The following is a 20,747-nucleotide window of genomic DNA, read 5'->3' as shown; positions in this document are numbered from 1 at the left end:
AAATACGTAAGTCTATGTTATTTCAGCATCCTTCCATTTTAAATACCTTACCGTTAAATTTCCTGTATTCATGTATTAACCATGTTTATAAAGGAGCCAATTATAATCAGAAAGTTACTTTGCATCCTAAGTATGAACTGTTTGAGAGCCAGGACTGGGGCCTTTACCTGTAAGTAACAAAGGTCCTTAGGCTTAGAATCCAAAATGACGCCTTTTTGTAAAAAAATCATAGTTCGAAATACCGTATCATCGATGTAAACATACGTAGAGGAATTTATGGCAGCTGAGCACGTCCAAACTATAGACCTTACAAACTTCTCCGGAAGGATTTTCTTTCTGGCAGATCCTCATGGACATTACTCTGCGCTGTGCAACTTGATCCAATCAGTTACAAAGCCAGAAGAAGAGATAGTAATTTTCTCTACTGGAAATTTGTTTGACTATGGGCCGGAACCCATAGAATTGATGAAGGCGATAAACAGTGGCTTTTTCGATGGACGTTTTGTGAGGCATTTCTCAGCTGCCGGAGCCGGAGAAGAAATGTTAAAAAAATTGTTACCATTAAACAAAGACCGGAGAACATTTTACCCCAGCACATACCTCAATGAGAGATGGTGTGTAATGGGCGGAAAGTGGCATAAAGCTGTGAATCGTTACTATTTAGAGGAAGAGGTAAAAAAACTTCTTAATACCCAGCTTGGTACGATGATGCAGATTTTACTAAAAGGCGATATAAAAATTGGGGTTTGCCCTTCTGATTACGCCCCTATCCGCACATCATTCACTGATACTTATAATGCGCTTCAAGCATTCAACTATGCCAATGTGAATATTTTTCAGAGCCAGTTTCTATTCGGTATGGACCATGCCGTAATACCAATGATGATAAATGACGTCAACCTTATGGTCCTAGGTAGGAATCCTGTAAACAGCATTCGAAAAGCCCATGGTCGTACTCAAAACAATCTTCCAGTACTGATCGGTAATTGTTTGCATATAAATACTGGATCACTCTATATGTCAAAATTAGAAGACCAGGTAATAGTTGCTCCGGGTATACCGCAAACTGACTCACCAGCACTTACATTAGTAGAAATAATCATGAAGAACAATCCAGTTTTATTGTGTCATCAGCTAATACAAACAACAAACAAGTTTTATTCACTTAAAACCTATCCTTTAGAACTCGATTCGATTGAAAACAACATTGAGGTAACAAGATGAAGATAAATTGGAAGATTATCTCAATTTCAACATTACTTTTGCATCTTCACGCAGCAGCTGCACCACATCAAGAGAAAGAGCATAGAAAAGATGCTTTTTCTTCTGCCGCACAGAAAAGTGATTCACTTATATCTGCTAAAGCGGAGCTTATAAACGGAAGGTGGTTTATAAATGGTAAATATAGGCCTGTTCTAAAGACCAGCATGACCAAAACCAATTTCTTAGAAATCATGAATGTTTCAAATAAAGAATCACTTTTTATTGTGATACCAAAACTTGAGTATAATATCATTGCCAAAAATAAAATCTTACTAAATGAAAAAATTGCATTAAGCGAAGGCACATCCGGAAAAAGCATTGTTTGGGTCGAGCCAAAATCAAGTCTAACTATATCGTTTATAAATGACCTTGCTAATACGCCCCTTCAGGCTATCGTTTCGATCACAAGAAACAACAAAGATATAATTGCCATCTTTGGACCGGATCAGGGTAAAGGGTTTACTCTTCCCGGAAATACGTCTAATGATCAAGTGTCCGTTCCTGACTATTCTGACCTAAATATAAAAAAACTTAACATACCTCAAAGTGTTGGTAATCCAGTAACCATCAATCCTAAAGAGAAGAATTACCTCTTAGTTGGACAAGGAAAATATGAAATCTTATCTCTTCCTAAATATCAACATTTAGTATTTTCTGAACCCGTTTATATTGAGAAAAGAAAAAATATCCTCGGTGGTTATGGTTATTGGACGAAAGAAACAATTCTCTACCCCGGTGAATCATTATCTTTTATAACGAGCGCCAAAAACAATCTAAGGAAGCGGGATGATTAAAGTTATCACACTTTTATTGTTTGCATTACTGACTGGTTGTCAGTCAGTAGAAAGTAAAATCGAAGAACTCCCGACAGTTGGTTTTGACCCTATTCTATACAATAAAAGTGAGGCCTTTACTGACGGAAAAGTTACTTTACGTGTCGAAAGTTCAGGAACTGATGTTTGGCTTGTCGCCAAGAATGGAACCAGAAGTTTTATTGAGCTTTCAGGCCTAACGCTAGGTGGTAGTCGTTGTGCTTACAATGCCCGTAGTAAGCAACTTTTGCCCCCAGGCAGCGTAAGCACATTCGTAGTTCCTACGGTTGGAATGCTTGGACTTTGCTTCAACAATGAAGATCAACTTATGTTTATTAACCGTGCTTTTAGCAGAATCTCTCCCAAAGCAAAAGGAAAAGATTCGCTTTCGCTTTTATTTTCTGTTAGTTACGATTTTCCCGGAAAAGCGGACCTAATTACTAACCACGATTTTCAAGAGTTATATCTTTTATTTTTGAATGAGGATAATCTATGAAACAAACATTAATTGTTATTTTAATATGTTTTTGTCACACGGCTTTAGCATATCCATACCGTATCTATACTGTCCCGGAAGGGGCATTAGTAAAAAACATACTAACTAATGAATATCTAGGAAAAACCCCTGTGGTTGTGGACGTGAGCAATACCGAAGCTGGTTCTACTTTTGGGATTTCATTATTTAGACATGAAAATGTTGCTATAAAGATTTTTACAGTAATGCCTTCAGCAGAAAATAATTTTGCTGTTTCTGGACCTGACGTTGCAACTATGTCATTGCCGGGAAAAGCACCTTTAAACGTAGTAAATGATGGGAATGGCGCTTCTGTTCATATAGAACTAAGACCTTATATGTCTGAACCTGCGCACACCCCATATTAATATAACAAGAAATTAAAAATATAAATCATATGAACTGCATCATAAAGATGCAGTTCAATATTTATTCTGATACTTTTAATTTTTCTTTTATGAACTCCTCTAGTTCCTTAATAAAACCCGCATTTATCCTATTGAATTCAAAGCGAATTTTTCTACCAGTATTGTTTTTACTGATTCTTGCATACTTATCTTTGTTATCAAAAGTAATAAGATCACTTGTTTCCCATTTTGTGGAATAAGTTTTTTCACAAACACTTTCCACAGATTGTGTGATTTTTTCCATTACAACTTTTTGAGCAACCTGGAGATCTCCAATGTCTAAATCTTTTGTTTCCTCTTTAACATTATCTATTACTTCATCTAAAGGAAATAGATTTTTTTGCACATATTTCTGTAAACGAGACAAGCGACTATAATAGGAGTTCGGGATTCCTTCATAATCCGGGAATAAAGAGATCAATGTTTCGTCAATACGGGCCGCCTGGATTCTTTTGGCTACCGATACATGACTAATCCCAAGATATGCTGCGAGTTCTTCATTAGTAGAAAATCCTTTTTCTTCCATTTTTTTGATAAATTGAAACCCAACTTCTCTATATGAAAATTTTCGAGATGTTTGTGCTGCGGATATAATTGAATTTATATCATCTTCGGTTAGTTCATCCGGAAGAACCCACAGGGGGAGATCCTTTTCTGCCTTTATACAGCAGAAACGTCTGCGACTTCCTTCTATTAATAAATAAACCCCATCTCTTTTTACAGCGATCCCTTCGGTATCGACCCCTCTTTCTTCAATCTGCTTAAGAATATCTCTAACAGAATAATCTGTAAGGGCTTCTTGATTTCGTGGGTTCGCTGGATGGACTAAGGTCTCCTTCTCCACTCTCTGGGCTGGAACAATCACATGTTCCGCTTCAAGTCTCCGGCCCTTATGAAGAGTGAATAACTTTTTTATGCGAGGTGCTGTTTTCAAACCCGCAAGACCTGAACGGTGACCGACTTCTGTCCGCTTTGGTGCGTTTAAATATCGAGATTTATCATTCCCGATATGTTGCTCATCGCTCATGCGTTAACTCCTTGCTTAGCTGAAAAACTTTTTATTTCATTTATAAATTGCTGATATACCTGTAATACAGATTCTTCTGCGACATCAAGCTGCTTTGCGGAACAAAGTTCCTCTGATTTTTTGATATCAAGCACTGTACGCCCTTTGGAAGCAGCTGCCTTAAATGCTTCAGAATTTTTTATGTTAGCGGACATCAAAAGGTCCTGAACAGTTCTGATTAATTTATCCAAAACTATTCTTTCATATGGACTTTTGTCATCTACATTGACAGCAAGAACTTTGAACCATTTTAAATTGTCGCCCTTACTTGGTGATTGTTTAAACCTTTCACTTATTGTAAGCATGAAGTCTGTAGTAGAGGCGTAATCATATTCACGTGGTGACACTGCGACAAGAATCCCATCGGCCGCTTCGTCAGCAGCCCAGATCAAAGGTGAATCTTCAGGTGGAGTGTCTATAATAATCAAATCATAGTTCTGCTTCAGTACCGGTAAGATAACTTCCTTGAAACGTAGTAACAAAGACGTACGTTCTTCTCTAGAACATTGCCAGTATTTATCTTTAAAACGAGCATCTGTCGGAAAAGCCGTTATTACGTCCAAGTTTGGCAGATGCGTTGAAAAAGGCATATTAGTGATGATTTCTTCTTCAGAGAATCCTGAATCTAAATATTTTTTATACTCAGAATTTTCTTCATAAATTCCAAGGATTGCATCAATTGCTGTAAGGAAGACATCATCTTCTGAGACACTTTGAATCATGCTGCTTCCAATCGAACCTTGTGGGTCCCATTCGATCATTAATACACGTGCATTGAGTTGTAGATCTAAAGCAGCTGCTACTGCTAAAGCTACAGATGTAGTGCTTTTCCCTGTACCGCCTTTATGATTCTGAGTAACAATAGCTCTGCTAAAGTAATGATCGCGGTACTTGGGATAACCCAGGGCATCCATTATTTTTTGAACATCCCAGCGGGTGTAAAGATGATTTTTGTTTTGATAAATAGGTGCACCAACAAGTTCTTTTTCTTCTAAGTCCGAAAGTATTTTATTGAACGTTACTCGTGACTTCCCAAAAAAATCAGAGAGATTTTTTTTATTCAAACAGTGGTTATAGATCAGTCTATCAACACCATCAACACTATCATCAGAAACAGATACTCTTGATGAAGCCATCAGAGATTCCTTTAGAGAAATCTGCTCGCTTTTCATGCGCTGACCAACGAGGGCGATCTTTTCAAGTAAATTCATGGTTATGACCTTTTTGCACTGAAAACCGACTTTTACGCATATATGTAAACTTTACGTATAATGCGTCCATTTCCTTGTTATGCGTACAATTCTATCCTTAGTTTCAATCTTAAGCTAATGTTTGTTTACTTTTTTATGATTTTTTGTGAGCTTAACTTGCAGATGTGAGCTCAGACTCTCTAGTCCATACCTAATGCACAACCTGTTTAAACCACGATTCTTGTCTCCTTCTCTACGCTTTGAAGTTAAGAGCTCCATTAATGAATCTTCACGCCTACCCTATTTCTTGCTTAGACCCTAAAATCTATCTCACCGGTGTGCTGATATACGTTTCCTAACTGTGAACCGTTGTCGTCAGTCCAGTCTAAAGATATGAGGTGTTAATCTCTTGAGGAGGCACACTACGAATTATGGGAGCAGAGTTAGCAACCTCACCCCGAAATGAAACCCAACTTAAGGAGGCAACCCCAGTGTGGAGATTAAGGGGGTTAAATCTGCCAGCGGCTGACAGTGTCCCAGCTGCTGCTCAGTCACACCACGCCCTGATTTAATCCCCTGCCCGGTATTGTAATGACCGAAAAAAACCCGTGCACTGGTGTCGGCAGACCGGCATGCATGAATATGACGTTAATCTGTATCAGCAGGCACTTTTCGCATAATGGGAGCAAGTGATAGCAACGCCGCCCAGAACGGAATGCCAACATCAGGACTGAACCCAAGTTTGGCGATTAAGGGGGTTAAATTTGCAAGCGGATGACAGTGCCCCCAGCTGCTGCTCAGTCACACCACGCTTGATTAAATCTCTCGCCAGGTCTTGTTTTGACCGAAAATAGCCCAAGCACTGATGTCGGCAGACTGGCATATAGGAATATGACGTTAATCTGTATCAGCAGGTACATTTCGCATTATGTGAGCAAGTGATAGCAACCCAGCCCGGAACTGAAGGCCAGCATGAGGACAGAACCCCAGTTTGGCGATTAAGGGGGTTAAATCTCACAGCGGCTGACAGTGCCTTCAGATGCTGCTCAGGCATACTACTCTCCCTGATATAATCTCCCATATGTTCTTGAGATCGTCGGAAATCGCCCATGCACCGGTGTCGGCAGACCGGTATGCAGTAATGTGAATTTAATCTGCATCATCAAGCACATTTCGTATTATGGAAGTAAGTGTTAGTAAACCAAAGCCCGCCCAGAACGGAAGGTCAACATCAGAACAGAATCCCAGTTTGGCGATTAAGGGTGTTAAATCTGCAAGCTGCTGACAGTGCCCCAGTTGCTGCTCAGTCACACCACGCCCTGATAGAATCTCCTGCCCGGAAATGTGATGACCGAAAAAAGCCCGTGCACTGGTGTCGGCAGACCGGCACGCAGGAATATGACGTTAATCTGTATCAGGAGGCACATTTCGCATTATGGGAGCAAGCGATAGCAACCCAAGCCCAGAACTGAAGGCCAGCATCAGGACAGAACCCCAGTATGGCGATTAAGGGGGTTAAATCCGCCAGTGGCAATAAGATCCCGAGCGGTGTTTAAGAAATATTTCCCGAAGGACAATCTTCCGCTCGTACGATGAATATAGTGTTCAACCCGGGAGAGGGATCACTTAACCTGCTTAGCCTAAATCTTACGTCATTCTCTAAACGGAGTTTAAGCTTAATGGTCCTGAGAAAGTTAAAAGGACTACCCATAATGACGGTTTGAGATGGCGAATAAGGTTTTTTTCTGCCAGCGGCTGACATTGCCCCAGCTTCTGCTCAGTCACACCACGCCTGATTAAATCTTCCGCCAGGTCTTGTTATGACCGAAAATTGTCCGTGCACTAGAGTCGTAAGACCTGCATACAGGAATGAGGCGTAAATCTTTATCAGGTGGCAAGGTTCGCATCATGGGAGCAAGGGTCTTGAACTGGAGGTTAACATCATAAAATCCCAGATTGGCGATTAAGGGTGTTAAATCTGACAGCGACTGAAAGTGCCTTCAGATGCTGCTCAGGTATATTACACCCTGAAAAAATCAAGCATCTGTGCTTGCGAATATCGGAAAAGGCCATGCACCGGTGTCGGCAGACCGGCATGGGCAATGAGACGTTAATCTGTATCAGCTGGCGCATTTCGTATCATGGGAACAAGTGTTAGCAACCCTCTCCAGGACGGAAGGACACTATCAGGACTGATCCCAGTTTGGCGATTAAGGGGGTTAAATCTGCCAGCGGCTGACAGTGCCTTCTGATGCTGCTCAGACATACTATGCACAGATATAATCACCCGTCCGTCCTTGTGATTATCGGAAAAGGCCATGCACCGGAGTCGGCAGACCGGTATGCAGTGATGTGACTTTAATCTTTATCAGCAGGCGCATTTCGTATTAAGGGAGCAAGTGTTAGCAACCCTGCCCAGGACGGAAGGACACTATCAGGACTGAACGCCAGTTTGGCGATTAAGGGGGTTAAATCTGCCAGTGGCTGACAGTGCCTTCTGATGCTGCTCAGACATACTATGCACAGATATAATCACCCGTCCGTCCTTGTGATTATCGGAAAAGGCCATGCACCGGAGTCGGCAAACCGGTATGCAGTGATGTGACTTTAATCTTTATCAGCAGGCGCATTTCGTATTAAGGGAGCCAGTGTTAGCAACCCTACCCAGGACGGAAGGACACTATCAGGACTGAACGCCAGTTTGGCGATTAAGGGGGTTAAATCTGCAAGCGGATGACAGTGCCCCAGCTGCTGCTCAGTCACACCACGTCCTGATAAAATCTCCTGCCCGGTAATGTGATGACCGAAAAAAGCCCGTGCACTGGTGTCGGCAGACCGGCACGCAGGAATATGACGTTAATCTGTATCAGCAGGTACATCTCGCATTAGGGAGCAAGTGATAGCAACCCCGCCCAGAACTGAAGGCCAGCATGAGGACAGAACCCCAGTTTGGCGATTAAGGGGGTTAAATCCGGCAGCGTGAGTAAGTGCCCGTGCTGTGTTAAAGAAATATTCCCTAAGGACAATCTTCCGCTCGGCCTTTTGTATAAAGTTGTCACCCCGGGAGCGGGGATCACTTTACCTGCTTAGCCTAAATCTTACGTCAATCGCTATCCGGAATTTTAGCTTAATGGTCCTGAGTAAGTTAAAAGGGCTACCCATAATGACGTCCCCAGATGGTGATAAAGGAGTTAATTCCGCCTTCGGCTTACAGTGCCGCAGCTGCTGCTCAGCAACACCACGCCCTGATTAAATCTCCCGCCTGTCCTTGTGATGACCAAAAATAGTCCGTGCACTGGCGTCGTAAGACCGGCATACAGGAATGAGGCGTTAATCTTTATTAGGTGGCAGGATTCGCATCATGGGAGCAAGGGCCCTAGAACTGTAGACTAACATTAGAAAATCACAGTTTGGCGATAAAGGGGGTTAAATAAGTTAAAAGTCTTCGGTGAGCAAATTGGATAAATTTTCAGAAACCAAACCGTTAATAATAAACTTTTAGAAGAATGATTAAAGGATATTAAGTTTTGTATGCAAAATGACACCAGTGATCTGTTTTCACTAATAATGCCGCGCTACTTTGATTACCTTTGGTAAACAAAAATGTAATTTACGTGATTTTCATCTTATAATGTCAGTATTGAAGTTATAAATTTTGTTTACTTAATGCGTACACAACCTAACTGCGATTTGTATTTATGTCACTGTTTTTACACCACATTAATTATAAAACCAAAATTTGCAGCACAGTGATGAACTCATTAAGTCACAACCTCATTTGTTTACTTAAGGCATACAATAAAAAACCAGATTCTTATGAGACATCTGGTTTAATTATTTTTGCTTGAAGATATTTACTCTACGCGGCCAAACCCGCTGCTACTTCTTGAGCATAGAGAATTTCTATTGCCTCGCCATAGCTACAATTCTCGCGGCTTTGAATTTCCCATAATTTACTCCTGTCAGCACTATCCGTAGTAAAACAAAGCTCCATTTTCCGGTCTACGTATAACCGACAGATCTCTTGGAAGTTTTCGAACCTGACTAACATCTCTGAAAACACCTTTTTGACTGTACGAATATTTTTCATACGTTCATATTCTGCATCTGAAGTAGAAAAATATTTATTAGCCTTCATTGCTTCAATGCTTTCTTTTTCTTGTTTCATGATTATCTTCCAAGGCGAGTTAGCAGTCAGGGCCCGGCCAACAGAAGAAGTAAAATAATCTTCAAACGACTGTGTGATACAGATGCCAGCGCAGTTTGTTTTCCTGAACCTACGCCATGCCGCTTCGAGGAAGGAAGAGAAGAATTGGTTTGATTGATTTCCGGCACCTGATGAATTATCAGGACGAATGTACTCCCATGCTTCATCAAGGATGAACAAGCGACGACGCCCATCTTTTTTGATGAACATTGCATGCTGAGCAGCCTGAATGATAGACATTAATACAACTGTCTGAAGGTGGGGGGTGCCTTTTAGCTCCTCCAGTTCCAAAACAATAAATCTGCTGTCGAAGTTGATTGGAGGCAACGTATCGGTAAACCGGTGCCCATAAATTCCACCTTCGCACCATGCTCCGAGTTGCTCCCCAATATCCTTTATACGTTTGTCTTCATGCTTCTTGCAACGCAGAGCAAAGCCGGTTATTGAACCGGTCCGACCTGATTTTCTGGATTCTTGGTACTCTTCTGCAATAAGCTGAAGCATCACTGATTGTTGATAATCATCGATAAGGCCTTTCTCTGAAGCCATAATTTTTAGCTGATTCAAAACCATTATGGTCTGAGCAACTTTGTCTTTTTCTGCATCGTTTGAAGTTGATTCACCGGTAAATTCAGGTGCTTCGTTAAATACATCGTCGTTAACAGTGATGTCAGTTAGGAAGGCAAAGGGATTTAGGGTGAAGTCAGGGGTTTTACCGAAATCAATAAATTGACTGTTTGTATATTGTTCCGCAATCCCCTGGTAAGAACGGCCCACGTCCACAACAAATACTTGAGCACCGTCAGGATCATCATCTGGGTATTCGTTTTCTAAAAAATGCTTAAATGTTGAGCGATAATGAACGAGGTTATTAGATCGCGGTCCAGCTCCAAGATAGTTATTGATTAGATATGCTGTCCAGAATGACTTCCCTGCACCTGACGTTGCACCAATAACCATGTTATAGCTTGCAGAAGTCTTGAAAATATCAAGTCCCATGAGTTGACCTTCACGAGAAACTAAACTCAGTACTGGTCTATCTGTATTACCTTTCCAGGGCCCAAAGATCGGTGTCATATGAGCCGCTCCGGTGTTGCTCACTACTTCGGAACGGTCAAGGTCGAAAATTGTCTTTGGGTCATTGCACATTGGCAGACATGACATAAATGACGGGAAAACGATAAAGGAATCATCTGCTACTTTGACCCGGCTTTCGAGGTAAAAGGATTTGAGATCGTTAGCTGCTGTCTGCACAGAATTGGCATTACTACCCATAACAGTGAAAGTAAGATACCCTCTTAAAAGCTTTGCGCCATCCTCAAGCTCGCGAGTTACGGCCATGTAGTCATTATCCATATCCCGCAGGCGAGGGCAGAATGTGACAACTGAAGGTATACTTGCCTGTTTATTAGTGATTGCTTTGTAGCGGACGTTTTCTTTTGACAACTTGAGCGGATCGGCAAACTGAACAGTCTGAGTGATCATAAATGGGCTGAAAATTGTCTTACGTCCATGCATCCAGTTAACTACTAACTCATACATACAACCGAAATTGACGTATTCAGGAAACTTTACAACGGAAAGTTGTTTGAAGTAACGATGCTCAGATTCGTCGTCACTTTGTGTGACTGATGAGAAATGATTTTCTGTGACTGTATACTTACGGCCGGGAACGTTAACTTGTTCATTAAGCCTTTTCATAGTGTTAACGTCTATGAAACCTTCAGCCCACCGGGAGTTCTTTCCGGGGTTTACGACCTTATCTATACAATAGAGCCAGTTTTCTGCATCGACCTTAAACGGATGCAATCCAATCGTAATTAACTTACTTACAAGTTCAGAGTAAAGTGAATCGATACGCGAATGTTCCAGCTCGGTAGGAAGGGCAGACTGTAAAGGAATCGATAGCGAGATCCATACCTGAAAATCCCTCAACATAAGGTTATCATGATCAGGTTTTAAAGGCTTATGCATACTTCTGTCGTAGTAGTCCAACTGATAACCATTAAGCAGATCTGCTTTAAGCTTATCGTTCCCAGTCATACGCCCACCTCGCACAGCTGACCAAGCACTAAGCTGTAAAGTCAGGTCTGGCAATGCAGTCAGAGATATTTGACAGACAGTATCTGTAGGGAAATCCATTTTGAACATTTCAGCAAGAACATCTTGCTGATTATCAAAAACTCCAGGGGATGGATTACAGATAAACATAAACCCTAATCTGTTGCCATCAATCAAAAAATAGTGAGTCCCTGCTAATTGATCGTAAACAGGGATAAACCCACCTAATTGATGGCGATTTAAACCGCTATTGTAATTATTGATAGCTTCCATATTTGACCTTACAGTTGTCTAACAATGCCGTTCGAAGAGACAGCTTTAGTTGCTTTTTGTTGCTGCTGCATATTTTCCCGGGCCGCATCCTGTACTTCTAAAGGAACTATGCGAGCTGGGTTTGAGGTCGAATTCTTGCCAGCAATCCATGTTTGCGGTTTTACGTTGACATAAACGTAGCCGGGAAGATTAAGCGCATCGTTATCATCGGTATAAGGTGCAAAAGTAATTCTCATTACTTTCCCCTGTTGCAGAACAGCAAGTGGTTCAGGAGCCACTACAGCTTGTTTATAACCTTGCGAACGGTATTGCTGGATCTGCCCAGGGTTGAGAGTCGGGTTAACGGGCTGGCCATTGTAAAGAGAGTACATATCCTTACCAGGGCTGATATCAGAATTAGGTGCAACGTAGCGTGGGGCATTTCCAGCAGAAACCGGATAGCTTGTTTGTTTAACGACTTCCGCAGCCGGATGAACGAAAGGGTTACCAGTTGAAGAGGCAGTGCTATAACTGCTAGTCATCCTTACGTTTGAATTAACCGGTACACCAGAAATAGGCCGTGGTCCAATGGATGAAGTAGGGGCACCCATTTTTAAAGTTTTATCGTACATGACAGGTAACTGACCAACTGGCTTAATTTCGGTTTTTGAATAAGCCACAGGCTGATTTTTAAGGGTAGTAGACTGTGGATATTTGACTTCCCCTGGAGGGCTAATTTCAGTTGGATAACGGCTGTCATTGACAGCCGATTTCTCCTTTCCCGATTCCGACTCTTCCCCCGCCAGTGCAGACAGATCATCTCGATTATTAGTTAACTCCATAACTTCGCGAGGACCTTTACAGATAACGCCCTTTTCAATGCCTGGACATTCGGATTCGGAACTACCGATGGAGCACCCCGTAAGATATGAGGATGTACCTACAACCAGAGCACTGAGTACCAATCTTTTGATGTTCATAAACTAGCCTTAATTTGTCTCAAATGGATTTTTTAAGAGAGGTTCAACGCTTTGGTTCAACCAGTAGTCGAAATCTTTTGGAATGCCATTACCAGCCAAACCATCCTGTCTGACAACTGAAGGTACACCCTGCAATTTATAAATTCCTGCGAGCATCAATGACGCTACCAAAGGTTCCGCCGGACATTCTTCTGCTTCTTTTTGAGAGAGCAATCTTTTTTCAATGTCGGATTTGCTTCCCATTAGCCAACGAAGAATATCGAGGTTGTTTATTTTTCCTTTTTCTTTACTACACCAGAGCCTTCTAAGCTCTTCTTTTGGCTCACCGGGTGAGGGAACTAAAACAATATCTATCCGATACTTGTCCCGATCTGCATAGAATTTCTTAACAAGTTCCATGCAACCGTCACAATCAAGTGTTATGAAAATGGCTGCTTGTCTTTTAAGCTTTGAATTTCCCAGAGGAATGGACGCTACAGTTTCCAGAGGGAAGGGGGCCTCATCAAGACTAATAAAATAGGAATTCCTGATTTCTTCTACAGTCAGAACAGGTTTACGTTTAATTACATCAACAAGGCTTCCCCCAGTAAGGGAGTATCGGCCATCGGTCGTTACTGCCATTAGCTGCGAACGTTCGTCCTGAAAGAGGTATAGCCCACCAGAAGGAATGTATATGGCATCCTTAGGTTTATATCCTTTCATTTTTGATAACACACCCGAGATCTGACTGGGTGAAACGCCACCTTCCTTTGCCTTTGCCATTAACGCAGCAGCATCACTATTAGTTAGGACCTGCTCTGAAGCATAAGTGACCGTATTCGCCATAATGGCGAAAGCCGCCATTAAAGGGAAAAGTAACTTTTTCACTATTGGGTGCCCTCTACTTCTTTGCATTATAAGAACTTGATTGTACCGCTTCAGAGCTATCTTCAAGTTCCATATAAGTGACGATTTCAACACTATCCGGTACAGTAACGGCAAGCGTTGCATCAATAATTAAATAGCCACGGTCACGGTAGATCTTCATTAATGTTCTGAAATATTCTTCGAATTGAGATCTATCATTGTCAGCAGTACGGCCTCCGTGATGCTTGAAAAATTCCTTACGTAATTCAGGCATGTCAAGCACTGCAATCTTGTACGAAGGCTGGGATTGTTTATTGAAGTAATCGTAAACATTCATAAAGCCTTTATAACCATAAATAATGACCAATACGGCAAAGGCGAAGAAAAATAAATACTTCAATATTTTTTCAATATCAATTTCGAAGGTAATTTTTTTTGTTGTCCTTTCTCGCACCATTTTTTTAGTGATTTCAGGTCCAGCTGATTCAGGCGATTCTTTTTTTTCTAAACTATCCATTTAAACCTCAGCGACTGGTCAGATTCGTTGGAATTGTAGTTCCGGTCTGAACGACAAATGTAATAGCTCGGCCAGGGCTAATTTCTACGATTGGCCACTGTTGTTCTGCAATTGCGGTGTAGTAATCGACGAGTCGATTAAGACCACCTTGAGCTGCACCAGCCCCGGCTAATGCCCCAAGTGCACCAAAATTAGGGGACTGATACTGAGCCTGTGAATTAGGGTCGATGTTAAGTGAAGATACCTTACTGGGACTTAAGCTACCGGCAAGTGAAGAAAGTCCACCGGCAAATGCAGCTCCTGCAATTGCGTTACCATTTCGGCTGATAAGCGTGCCTCGGATCCCATTTTTTCCGTCATTTTCACTTACAGCATATGCTTCCAGTTTTACGTCAAAAGCTTTCCCTTTTGAATTAACACAAGAGATAGAAGTGGCACGTATGTAAGCACGCTGTGACGCCAGATCACCAACAGCTGAACCCAGAAGGTTACAGTCACGCAAATCCATGGTGAAATTATTGGGCATGATGACATCTTTTTTAATACGCATCGTTACTGGCATTGGTTCTGATTTGGAAGAAAGGCTTGTAGGCGCTTCAAGCCCGGTAATCAGAACACCAGTGATAATAGATGTTGCCGGAAGAAACATTTCATCTTTTCGGGCAGCATGCCGCGCTTTGCTATCAACTGGCGCAGTACCATCACCTCGTACAGTCCGAGTTGGCGCTTTATCTCCTGCAATGACCTCTCTGCCTTCCTTGATTCTGTTTTCAGACACGGGCATAACCTGAATGACACCATCGGTACCATTAGTCTTAATGGAACTTTGTGTGATTGTTCTCATTGGGCTATTACGCGTAGGTGTGATAGAAGCGTAATTAGGGTTTACGCCATTAATCGGCGCATTAGCATTAAGCTGATAAGGAGCTGCCGGTGCCTGCTCATTAATCGTTTTACGCGAACTACCAGCATCCAAGTTACGATTGCCGTTTCGATTTGTCTGCATATCATTAATTTGCTGAGACAGCTGCTGAAGTTGAGAAGTTAAACTTGCAACTTGGGCTTTAGTTTCCTGTTGGGCTTTTTCTGCTTTTTCGCGGTCCTCTTTCGCCGCATTTTGGTCAAGTCGGTTTTGCTTAACCATTTCTTTATATACTTTCTGGCTTTCTTCATTACTCAATTTGTTCATTTGCGAATCATCTAACAACAAATTGGTCTGCATGTCTTTTTTCTGTGTTTTCTTTTCTTTCTTAACTGGTGTGGAAAAAATAGACTGGCTAATAATATAAACAATCACTACCAGCAGAGCGCCAATAACAGAAAGTCTGACGGTCTTATTTTCCCAGGCCTTTTTAATGTCCATGATTAGCTCCACTTGTAGGTTTCTGGAATCGTTTAATTTTTAGATTTCGTTCGCTGTCAGACATCTGAGGAACGATATAGGGTTCACCTGCTCTGGCCCAGTTTTCACGAACAGATGGATGATTCATTTCAGCTTTATCTATCTGGCTCGTTCTAGATATTTCATGTTTGTAATTAGGTTCCAAAACGTTACTTTTGTGATAGTCAAAAGCATTCTCCTCATTAATATTGCCCTCTCCTACAAATTTATCAATAAGAGTTGGATCGTTCATTATTACTGTCTGAACGGGAAAAGCGTTACTGCCATCTTCGATACTAATGGGTGCGTCCGGAACGATTAATACACTCCTTTTTGGTATATATTCTGACCTGTAGTAAAAGCTGGTTAAAGCAAATACGACAAAACCAATCACGGTGGCCCCAAGCAGAGCAGGCAAAGTAACTTTTCCCATATTATTTTCTGATTAGACTTGGTCTGGTTGTAACCCGGGCCTCGCGTTCCTTGAACAATTTATCCCGGACTATGTAAAGCTCTGTTTCTTCTCCCGGTTGCAGGTATGCTTTATCAAATAAAGCACTTGCAATAACGCCTTCTGCCATACACTGCTGATCAGCAACGATTTGACCGTATGGTTTATCGTTTTTCACAAGAATTACATCAATAAGTTCACGTGAGCCAACCAGTCTCTGACCGAGCTTTGCATACATATTAAAGTTACATGGTGACTGCTCTGGCGCAGGAATACGAGAAAGTCGGTCCTGTTGTAAACTGAATCCTGAAGGGACCTCACCAAGAGCCACAGGAGTCAATAAATCAATGATTCTTTGTTTATGATCGTCTTGTTTTGGATCCGTTGGAGCCAGTTCTTCTGACTGGGAGCGGGCCAACATTTCCTCATAGTTTTGCTTATCCAATGAGGTTTCACGTTTGGCTTGCATAGATGGGCTTAAAGATGTAGTAACTGAAATCATCGCACCGGGAACATCAAGCGGTACCAGGGTCAGGTTATAGGTCGATTCAGGTACCTGATCTTCAGACAACATAATCCCGATTGGTTTATCGGTATTAGTTGAAATAAAGACATCGCCACCATTAACAAATATGCTTGCCTCTTCAGCAGGGGTAGAAGTACTGACAGAAGCATTCTTGAAGCTGGTCGATATTCTGTTTTGAAGTCCTCGTGAAACTGGCAGTACCACATTCCCACCAGGCGGCACATTTACACGCTGAACTTCTTTATATCGGTTACGAGCTTCGACATAAAGTTCATCGGCTTTTGACGTGGCGGTCGCATTGGTTGCATTCTGCTGGGAAGAGGTACCTGTTGGTCTCCCATAGCTATCAATTGCACCAGATCGGGTCTGTGCGTCAAATCCGGGGAGACTAGGATTATTTGATAATGCTCCAGTAATAGCGCTTACCGCAGGCGAAGCATTGCTGGCTGGGGAAAGTTGCACGGTAGGGAGATCAGTTGTAGGTTTTTGTCCCTGCGCATTACCGGCTTCACTAAGGTTTGTTTGTGCACCTGACTGTTCAGAACCAGCTTGACCCGGAATAATGGCTTTTGCAGCTCCATTCTGAAATCCGTCAGCACCAACTGGCATTACAACCGGGTTATTAATTGTTGCTGGCAATTGGTATTCTTCAGCGATTACGCAGTTCGAAGTCGTGAGCATGATCAATGCTGTAATTGCGTTGAAGCCTAAGCCCTTTTTTTTAATCATCACTTGTTACCTGTAGACGGTGGCGGATTATCCAGCGTTGCCAGTTGCTCTTTGCCGTTTATCGTAATTTTTTTAATATTCGGTGTTCCGGAATATTGATTTACATATGCAATTCTTGGGCGACCATTTTTCATCCCGAGAACCCATTCATAAGTCCATTTCGATGATTCAGTTTTGTCCGGAACATTTACAAGTCGAGTCGTTTTGGTACCCCAGACATAGACCATGTCATTTTTTGGATCAAAGTAAATATCATTAGGCTTAAAGGTCTGCTCAACACCACGAGCCTGCATGATATTTATCTGCTCCTGTAAAGACTCACTCGTTTTAGCCTGTAGTTCAGGTGAAAGGGCATCGAGGACATAGGCCGTCACAAAGGAAATATTAGTTGGATTAATATTCCCTAAAAGGGTACTAAAAAAGAGAGCCCATTGTGTTTTATAAGATTCCGATGCTTTGTTACCAACAACCGTGATCTCTTCATTCATGTTTGGAGGGGTAACAATCGTCACTGGGTCAGTGAAAAAAAGAATCTTTGCAACCAATAACCCAATGACGGCTATTGAAACAGTATTAATGCGGATAAGTTTTGTATCACGATTAATCAGGGCGCTGTATGTAATTCCAGCACCTGACGCTTCAGCTTGTGGGCTAAATCGTTTTTTAATGTCCAAAAAACGTCCCTTAGCACTTTCATCTTTCTTTACGTATGACTGTTCAAGATCACCGTTTTCATCCTTTTTAGATTTTTTGAAAAAAGGGATGTTAATGCCACTTAGCATTTTCATTCATAGCTCCATCAAGAATACAAATCTCTGATAAATGGATCGTTGAAATAACGGCTACTAAAAACTGCTTTACCTGGCAAAAAACCGAGCCACCAGAGTTTGTGTTTTAGCAATCCTCTTATTCCTGACTCAGCTGCTTTGTTATACGCAATCCAATACACAACCGCTGCTACAACAGAAAACCCGAAGCATTCGAAGATATTCCCAAATGCAACCAGAATGAATGCAAGCCCTAATTTTTTGGCATCCCAAAACAAAATCAGTAGAGGCATGTTGATCCTGAAAGGGAATCTATAGGTATGCTGAGGAACGTCGTTCTGCTTACTCATTAAAAATCCAGAGAGGGGGATGAACCCCCTCATGCATGATTAACAATAAATTACAGCGGTACGCCAGCATCCATAAAGGTGCTGATAATTTTCTCGCCGTTGGCCATTACCAGCATCATGAATAATGAAACCAGTGCCAGGCCCGGGTTAGGCTTAAGGACAGAGAAATATACGCTTGAGATCAACATCGCGGCTGCCAGAATTTTGCCCGGAGCTCCAGTCATACTTTCACTCATGTATGACCAAATATCTCCCAGTGCCCCATCATCTGAACCCGCATATGCCAGACCGCAAAAAAGCACGGTCAGCAGAACAAACAAAATCACTTTTGCGCTTTTTGTTTTAAAAAGTGCAGCCGTGTTAGATTTCTTTTCACTAAGGCCAATATTTAAAGAAAGTTCCATAATTACTCCGTGTAGATTTGAGTTCACGTAAACGCGAATGAATAATACTTTTTTATTCCGATCCTTCCGTTCGCATAAACCCCCTTTTTTTAACGTTTAGCGATTGGTGAATTTTTAAGCAAAGGGCCTAAAGCATAATCTTTGAAAGGTACCAGTGAACGCTTAGTAAAAGTTTGAAAGAGGGGAGGGGGTAAGATTACGTTAAGCTCAATCCTGAAGCTGATGAGACTCCTCAAGCATAAAAGTCACTTTTGATGGTTTGAAAAGCTCTAACTAGATATCGGGCAGGTAACTAAGCTTCATATCTAATCTTTTTTGTTCCCTTATTATCTATCTCTTGATTCTGAGAAGGCCGCATATCACTGTGCTCCCTGGTTCGGCAACTATCAGTTGGAGAAACTACATACAATCCTCGGGCCGGTGCGTCATTCATCTAAATGCCTTTTACACCTCTGGGCGTGAGTGGGACTTTGTCTTGTCCATACGAACATCATTCATTCGAATGCTTTTGGCCAATGCTATTTAAGCAAATGCTTTCTGGCTGAGTCCTTTTGCGAATGAGTCTTTGATATAACTGCATGAATTTTGGGTTGTTTGGTGTACTAACAAAACAAAGGCATTTCTTTGAATGCCATTGGAGTTGTGATGCTTCTGATATTTTTTTGATCTCATATCAAGCACATAGTCCTTCTGATGCCCAATGTCATAGATGTCTTGGACCATTCTCGCTCTTAACAAAGCTGAACTGTGTGTCATTCGACCTAATGCCATTCACCAAAATGCCTTTTTATACCACTGCATAGCTATGCTCGGGATACAGTGGCAAACAAAAGCATTTCAATGAATGAATTTTTGGGATACCGACATCAAAAGCATTTGTATGAATGTAAGAGGCGTAATCCACAAAAGGCATTCACGTGAATAGAGTGCGCACGAAACCATCTTGCTCAACGGCATTTAATGAATGGGCTAGCATGTACGCTTGAGTCAGAAAGGCATACAGATGAATAGTCAGGAGTTCGTTTGAAAAGTTACTTTTTTGCACATTAAGCCGAGATGTAAGACCAGTAGTAAAAGAAGCACTAAGCATAGCACTGATAAATAACTTATTTTTCAGCAGGTTATAACCAGTGCATACCAGATAGCTTTCAACCTTGTTTGGCAAGGGCCAGCTTAGGGCTTCTTTTGAAGATCTGAAATTGTATGTCGCGACCTTTCTTAACTTCTTGATAATCGAGATATCCGATAGATTCAAGTTCCCGCATTGCTTTACGAATTATCTGGTTTTGCGTACGAATAGGGGTTGTAAGAAGCAACCTTTCCCTCAACCGTTTCATATTAACGAACAACGTACCAGCTGGCATTGCTTCAAAATAAATATAGAGAGATTGCGCAGCTTCTTTTTTAGCCAAAATGTATAGAACCTGAAGGCTTAACAATGTCTTATGGTCGTAACGATACAGTTCCCACATAGAAGGATCCCCAACCAGCTCAACAGTATCGCTTTTTGGATCAATCATAGCCTTCTGCACCAGATGCGTTACTGTGAACCGACCACTACGAGAGTCTGAGAAGGCAAGCACTACCGATGCAAGGTTCATTAATGACTCTTTAAAGCGCGCACGAGTTCGTTTGTTGATGTTTGTTGAACTGATACCACACATCTTCGCAAACTCGTTAAAAGTCAGGCTAATCTTCTCGGAAGTAAAACCATATTTACTGAAAGCCATGATGATCCCGAGCCAGCACTTAAAGTCGGTAGACATAGATAGTTTGACACCAGTTATCTTGATGTCGTCATAACCCTCCGATCTTGCAATTTCCATACACGAAAGCTCATCAGAGGCATCAACTTCAAAGTTTCGGTCGCGGTTTTCTTTTGTGCCGACAGGGGTAAATACACTCAATCTCAGCAGGGCCACGGGCTGAACCGACTTGGACGAGTTAGGCGTCAGTTGATAAGTCTTACCTGATTCATTACTGGTTACGTCAAAAGGATGGATTAACTCGTTGTTTTTAATCAT

18 protein-coding genes are annotated in these 20,747 nt (G+C 41.7%); 4 read left to right on the top strand and 14 right to left on the bottom strand.

Annotation, left to right across the window (positions count from 1 at the left end; all coding sequences use genetic code 11):
• Positions 1-276 precede the first annotated feature (276 nt).
• The 4 genes from L3068_RS23385 to L3068_RS23370 are packed head-to-tail and all read left to right on the top strand — an operon-like array spanning position 277 to position 2,957.
• Complete coding sequence (locus L3068_RS23385; RefSeq protein WP_000718595.1) at positions 277-1,224, top strand: metallophosphoesterase; 948 nt, start codon at positions 277-279, stop codon at positions 1,222-1,224.
• Positions 1,221-2,057 (top strand): hypothetical protein, encoded by an 837-nt coding sequence (locus L3068_RS23380; RefSeq protein WP_000700976.1) that lies wholly within the window; start codon positions 1,221-1,223, stop codon positions 2,055-2,057. The genes L3068_RS23385 and L3068_RS23380 overlap by 4 nt, the downstream gene beginning before the upstream one ends.
• The gene (locus L3068_RS23375) at positions 2,050-2,571 is read left to right on the top strand and encodes a hypothetical protein (protein ID WP_000598517.1); all 522 of its coding nucleotides are present in this window, start codon (positions 2,050-2,052) and stop codon (positions 2,569-2,571) included. The genes L3068_RS23380 and L3068_RS23375 overlap by 8 nt, the downstream gene beginning before the upstream one ends.
• Entirely contained in the window at positions 2,568-2,957 is a 390-nt protein-coding gene (locus tag L3068_RS23370) for a hypothetical protein (RefSeq protein ID WP_000815011.1), read from the top strand. Before L3068_RS23375 ends, L3068_RS23370 begins: the two co-directional genes overlap by 4 nt.
• Before the next feature lie 61 nt (positions 2,958-3,018).
• Here L3068_RS23370 and L3068_RS23365 read toward each other — a convergent pair whose 3' ends face one another.
• From L3068_RS23365 to L3068_RS23300, 14 genes are all read right to left on the bottom strand, one after another.
• Positions 3,019-4,023 carry a ParB family protein gene (locus tag L3068_RS23365; protein WP_001278838.1) on the bottom strand — a complete coding sequence of 335 codons (1,005 nt, stop codon included), beginning with the start codon at positions 4,021-4,023 and terminating at the stop codon, positions 3,019-3,021.
• Entirely contained in the window at positions 4,020-5,273 is a 1,254-nt protein-coding gene (locus L3068_RS23360; protein WP_001050364.1) for a ParA family protein, read from the bottom strand. Before L3068_RS23360 ends, L3068_RS23365 begins: the two co-directional genes overlap by 4 nt.
• Positions 5,274-6,401: 1,128 nt before the next feature.
• Positions 6,402-6,563, bottom strand: a complete 162-nt coding sequence (locus L3068_RS23355) for a hypothetical protein (protein WP_001371949.1) — start codon at positions 6,561-6,563, stop codon at positions 6,402-6,404.
• A gap of 2,548 nt (positions 6,564-9,111) precedes the next feature.
• Complete coding sequence (locus L3068_RS23350) at positions 9,112-11,793, bottom strand: TraC family protein (protein ID WP_000387412.1); 2,682 nt, start codon at positions 11,791-11,793, stop codon at positions 9,112-9,114.
• A gap of 8 nt (positions 11,794-11,801) precedes the next feature.
• Positions 11,802-12,752: an IncHI-type conjugal transfer lipoprotein TrhV gene (gene trhV / locus L3068_RS23345; protein WP_001022588.1), complete on the bottom strand. Its 951-nt coding sequence runs from the start codon at positions 12,750-12,752 to the stop codon at positions 11,802-11,804.
• A gap of 9 nt (positions 12,753-12,761) precedes the next feature.
• Entirely contained in the window at positions 12,762-13,514 is a 753-nt protein-coding gene (gene htdT, locus L3068_RS23340) for a protein-disulfide isomerase HtdT (protein WP_182911723.1), read from the bottom strand.
• A gap of 118 nt (positions 13,515-13,632) precedes the next feature.
• Positions 13,633-14,115: a hypothetical protein gene (locus L3068_RS23335; protein WP_000377632.1), complete on the bottom strand. Its 483-nt coding sequence runs from the start codon at positions 14,113-14,115 to the stop codon at positions 13,633-13,635.
• A 7-nt stretch (positions 14,116-14,122) separates the two neighbouring features.
• Complete coding sequence (gene trhB / locus L3068_RS23330; protein ID WP_000351841.1) at positions 14,123-15,478, bottom strand: IncHI-type conjugal transfer protein TrhB; 1,356 nt, start codon at positions 15,476-15,478, stop codon at positions 14,123-14,125.
• Positions 15,468-15,929: a plasmid transfer protein HtdO gene (htdO, locus tag L3068_RS23325; protein ID WP_000521242.1), complete on the bottom strand. Its 462-nt coding sequence runs from the start codon at positions 15,927-15,929 to the stop codon at positions 15,468-15,470. Before htdO ends, trhB begins: the two co-directional genes overlap by 11 nt.
• Position 15,930: 1 nt before the next feature.
• A complete protein-coding gene (locus L3068_RS23320; RefSeq protein WP_000592092.1) occupies positions 15,931-17,202 on the bottom strand; it encodes a TraK domain-containing protein in 1,272 nt (423 codons plus the stop codon).
• Positions 17,202-17,990: a TraE/TraK family type IV conjugative transfer system protein gene (locus tag L3068_RS23315; protein WP_000783153.1), complete on the bottom strand. Its 789-nt coding sequence runs from the start codon at positions 17,988-17,990 to the stop codon at positions 17,202-17,204. The genes L3068_RS23320 and L3068_RS23315 overlap by 1 nt, the downstream gene beginning before the upstream one ends.
• A gap of 11 nt (positions 17,991-18,001) precedes the next feature.
• On the bottom strand, positions 18,002-18,352 hold the full coding sequence (locus L3068_RS23310) for a type IV conjugative transfer system protein TraL (RefSeq protein WP_001447770.1): 351 nt from the start codon (positions 18,350-18,352) through the stop codon (positions 18,002-18,004).
• 17 nt (positions 18,353-18,369) lie between these two features.
• Positions 18,370-18,723 (bottom strand): hypothetical protein, encoded by a 354-nt coding sequence (locus L3068_RS23305; protein ID WP_000423602.1) that lies wholly within the window; start codon positions 18,721-18,723, stop codon positions 18,370-18,372.
• Between the two features lie 1,148 nt (positions 18,724-19,871).
• On the bottom strand, positions 19,872-20,747 hold the full coding sequence (locus tag L3068_RS23300) for a RepB family plasmid replication initiator protein (protein WP_000594611.1): 876 nt from the start codon (positions 20,745-20,747) through the stop codon (positions 19,872-19,874).

This window comes from Enterobacter cloacae complex sp. ECL414, assembly GCF_021869685.1.
Classification (GTDB): domain Bacteria; phylum Pseudomonadota; class Gammaproteobacteria; order Enterobacterales; family Enterobacteriaceae; genus Enterobacter; species Enterobacter kobei.
This window is presented reverse-complemented; position numbering and strand designations above follow the sequence as displayed.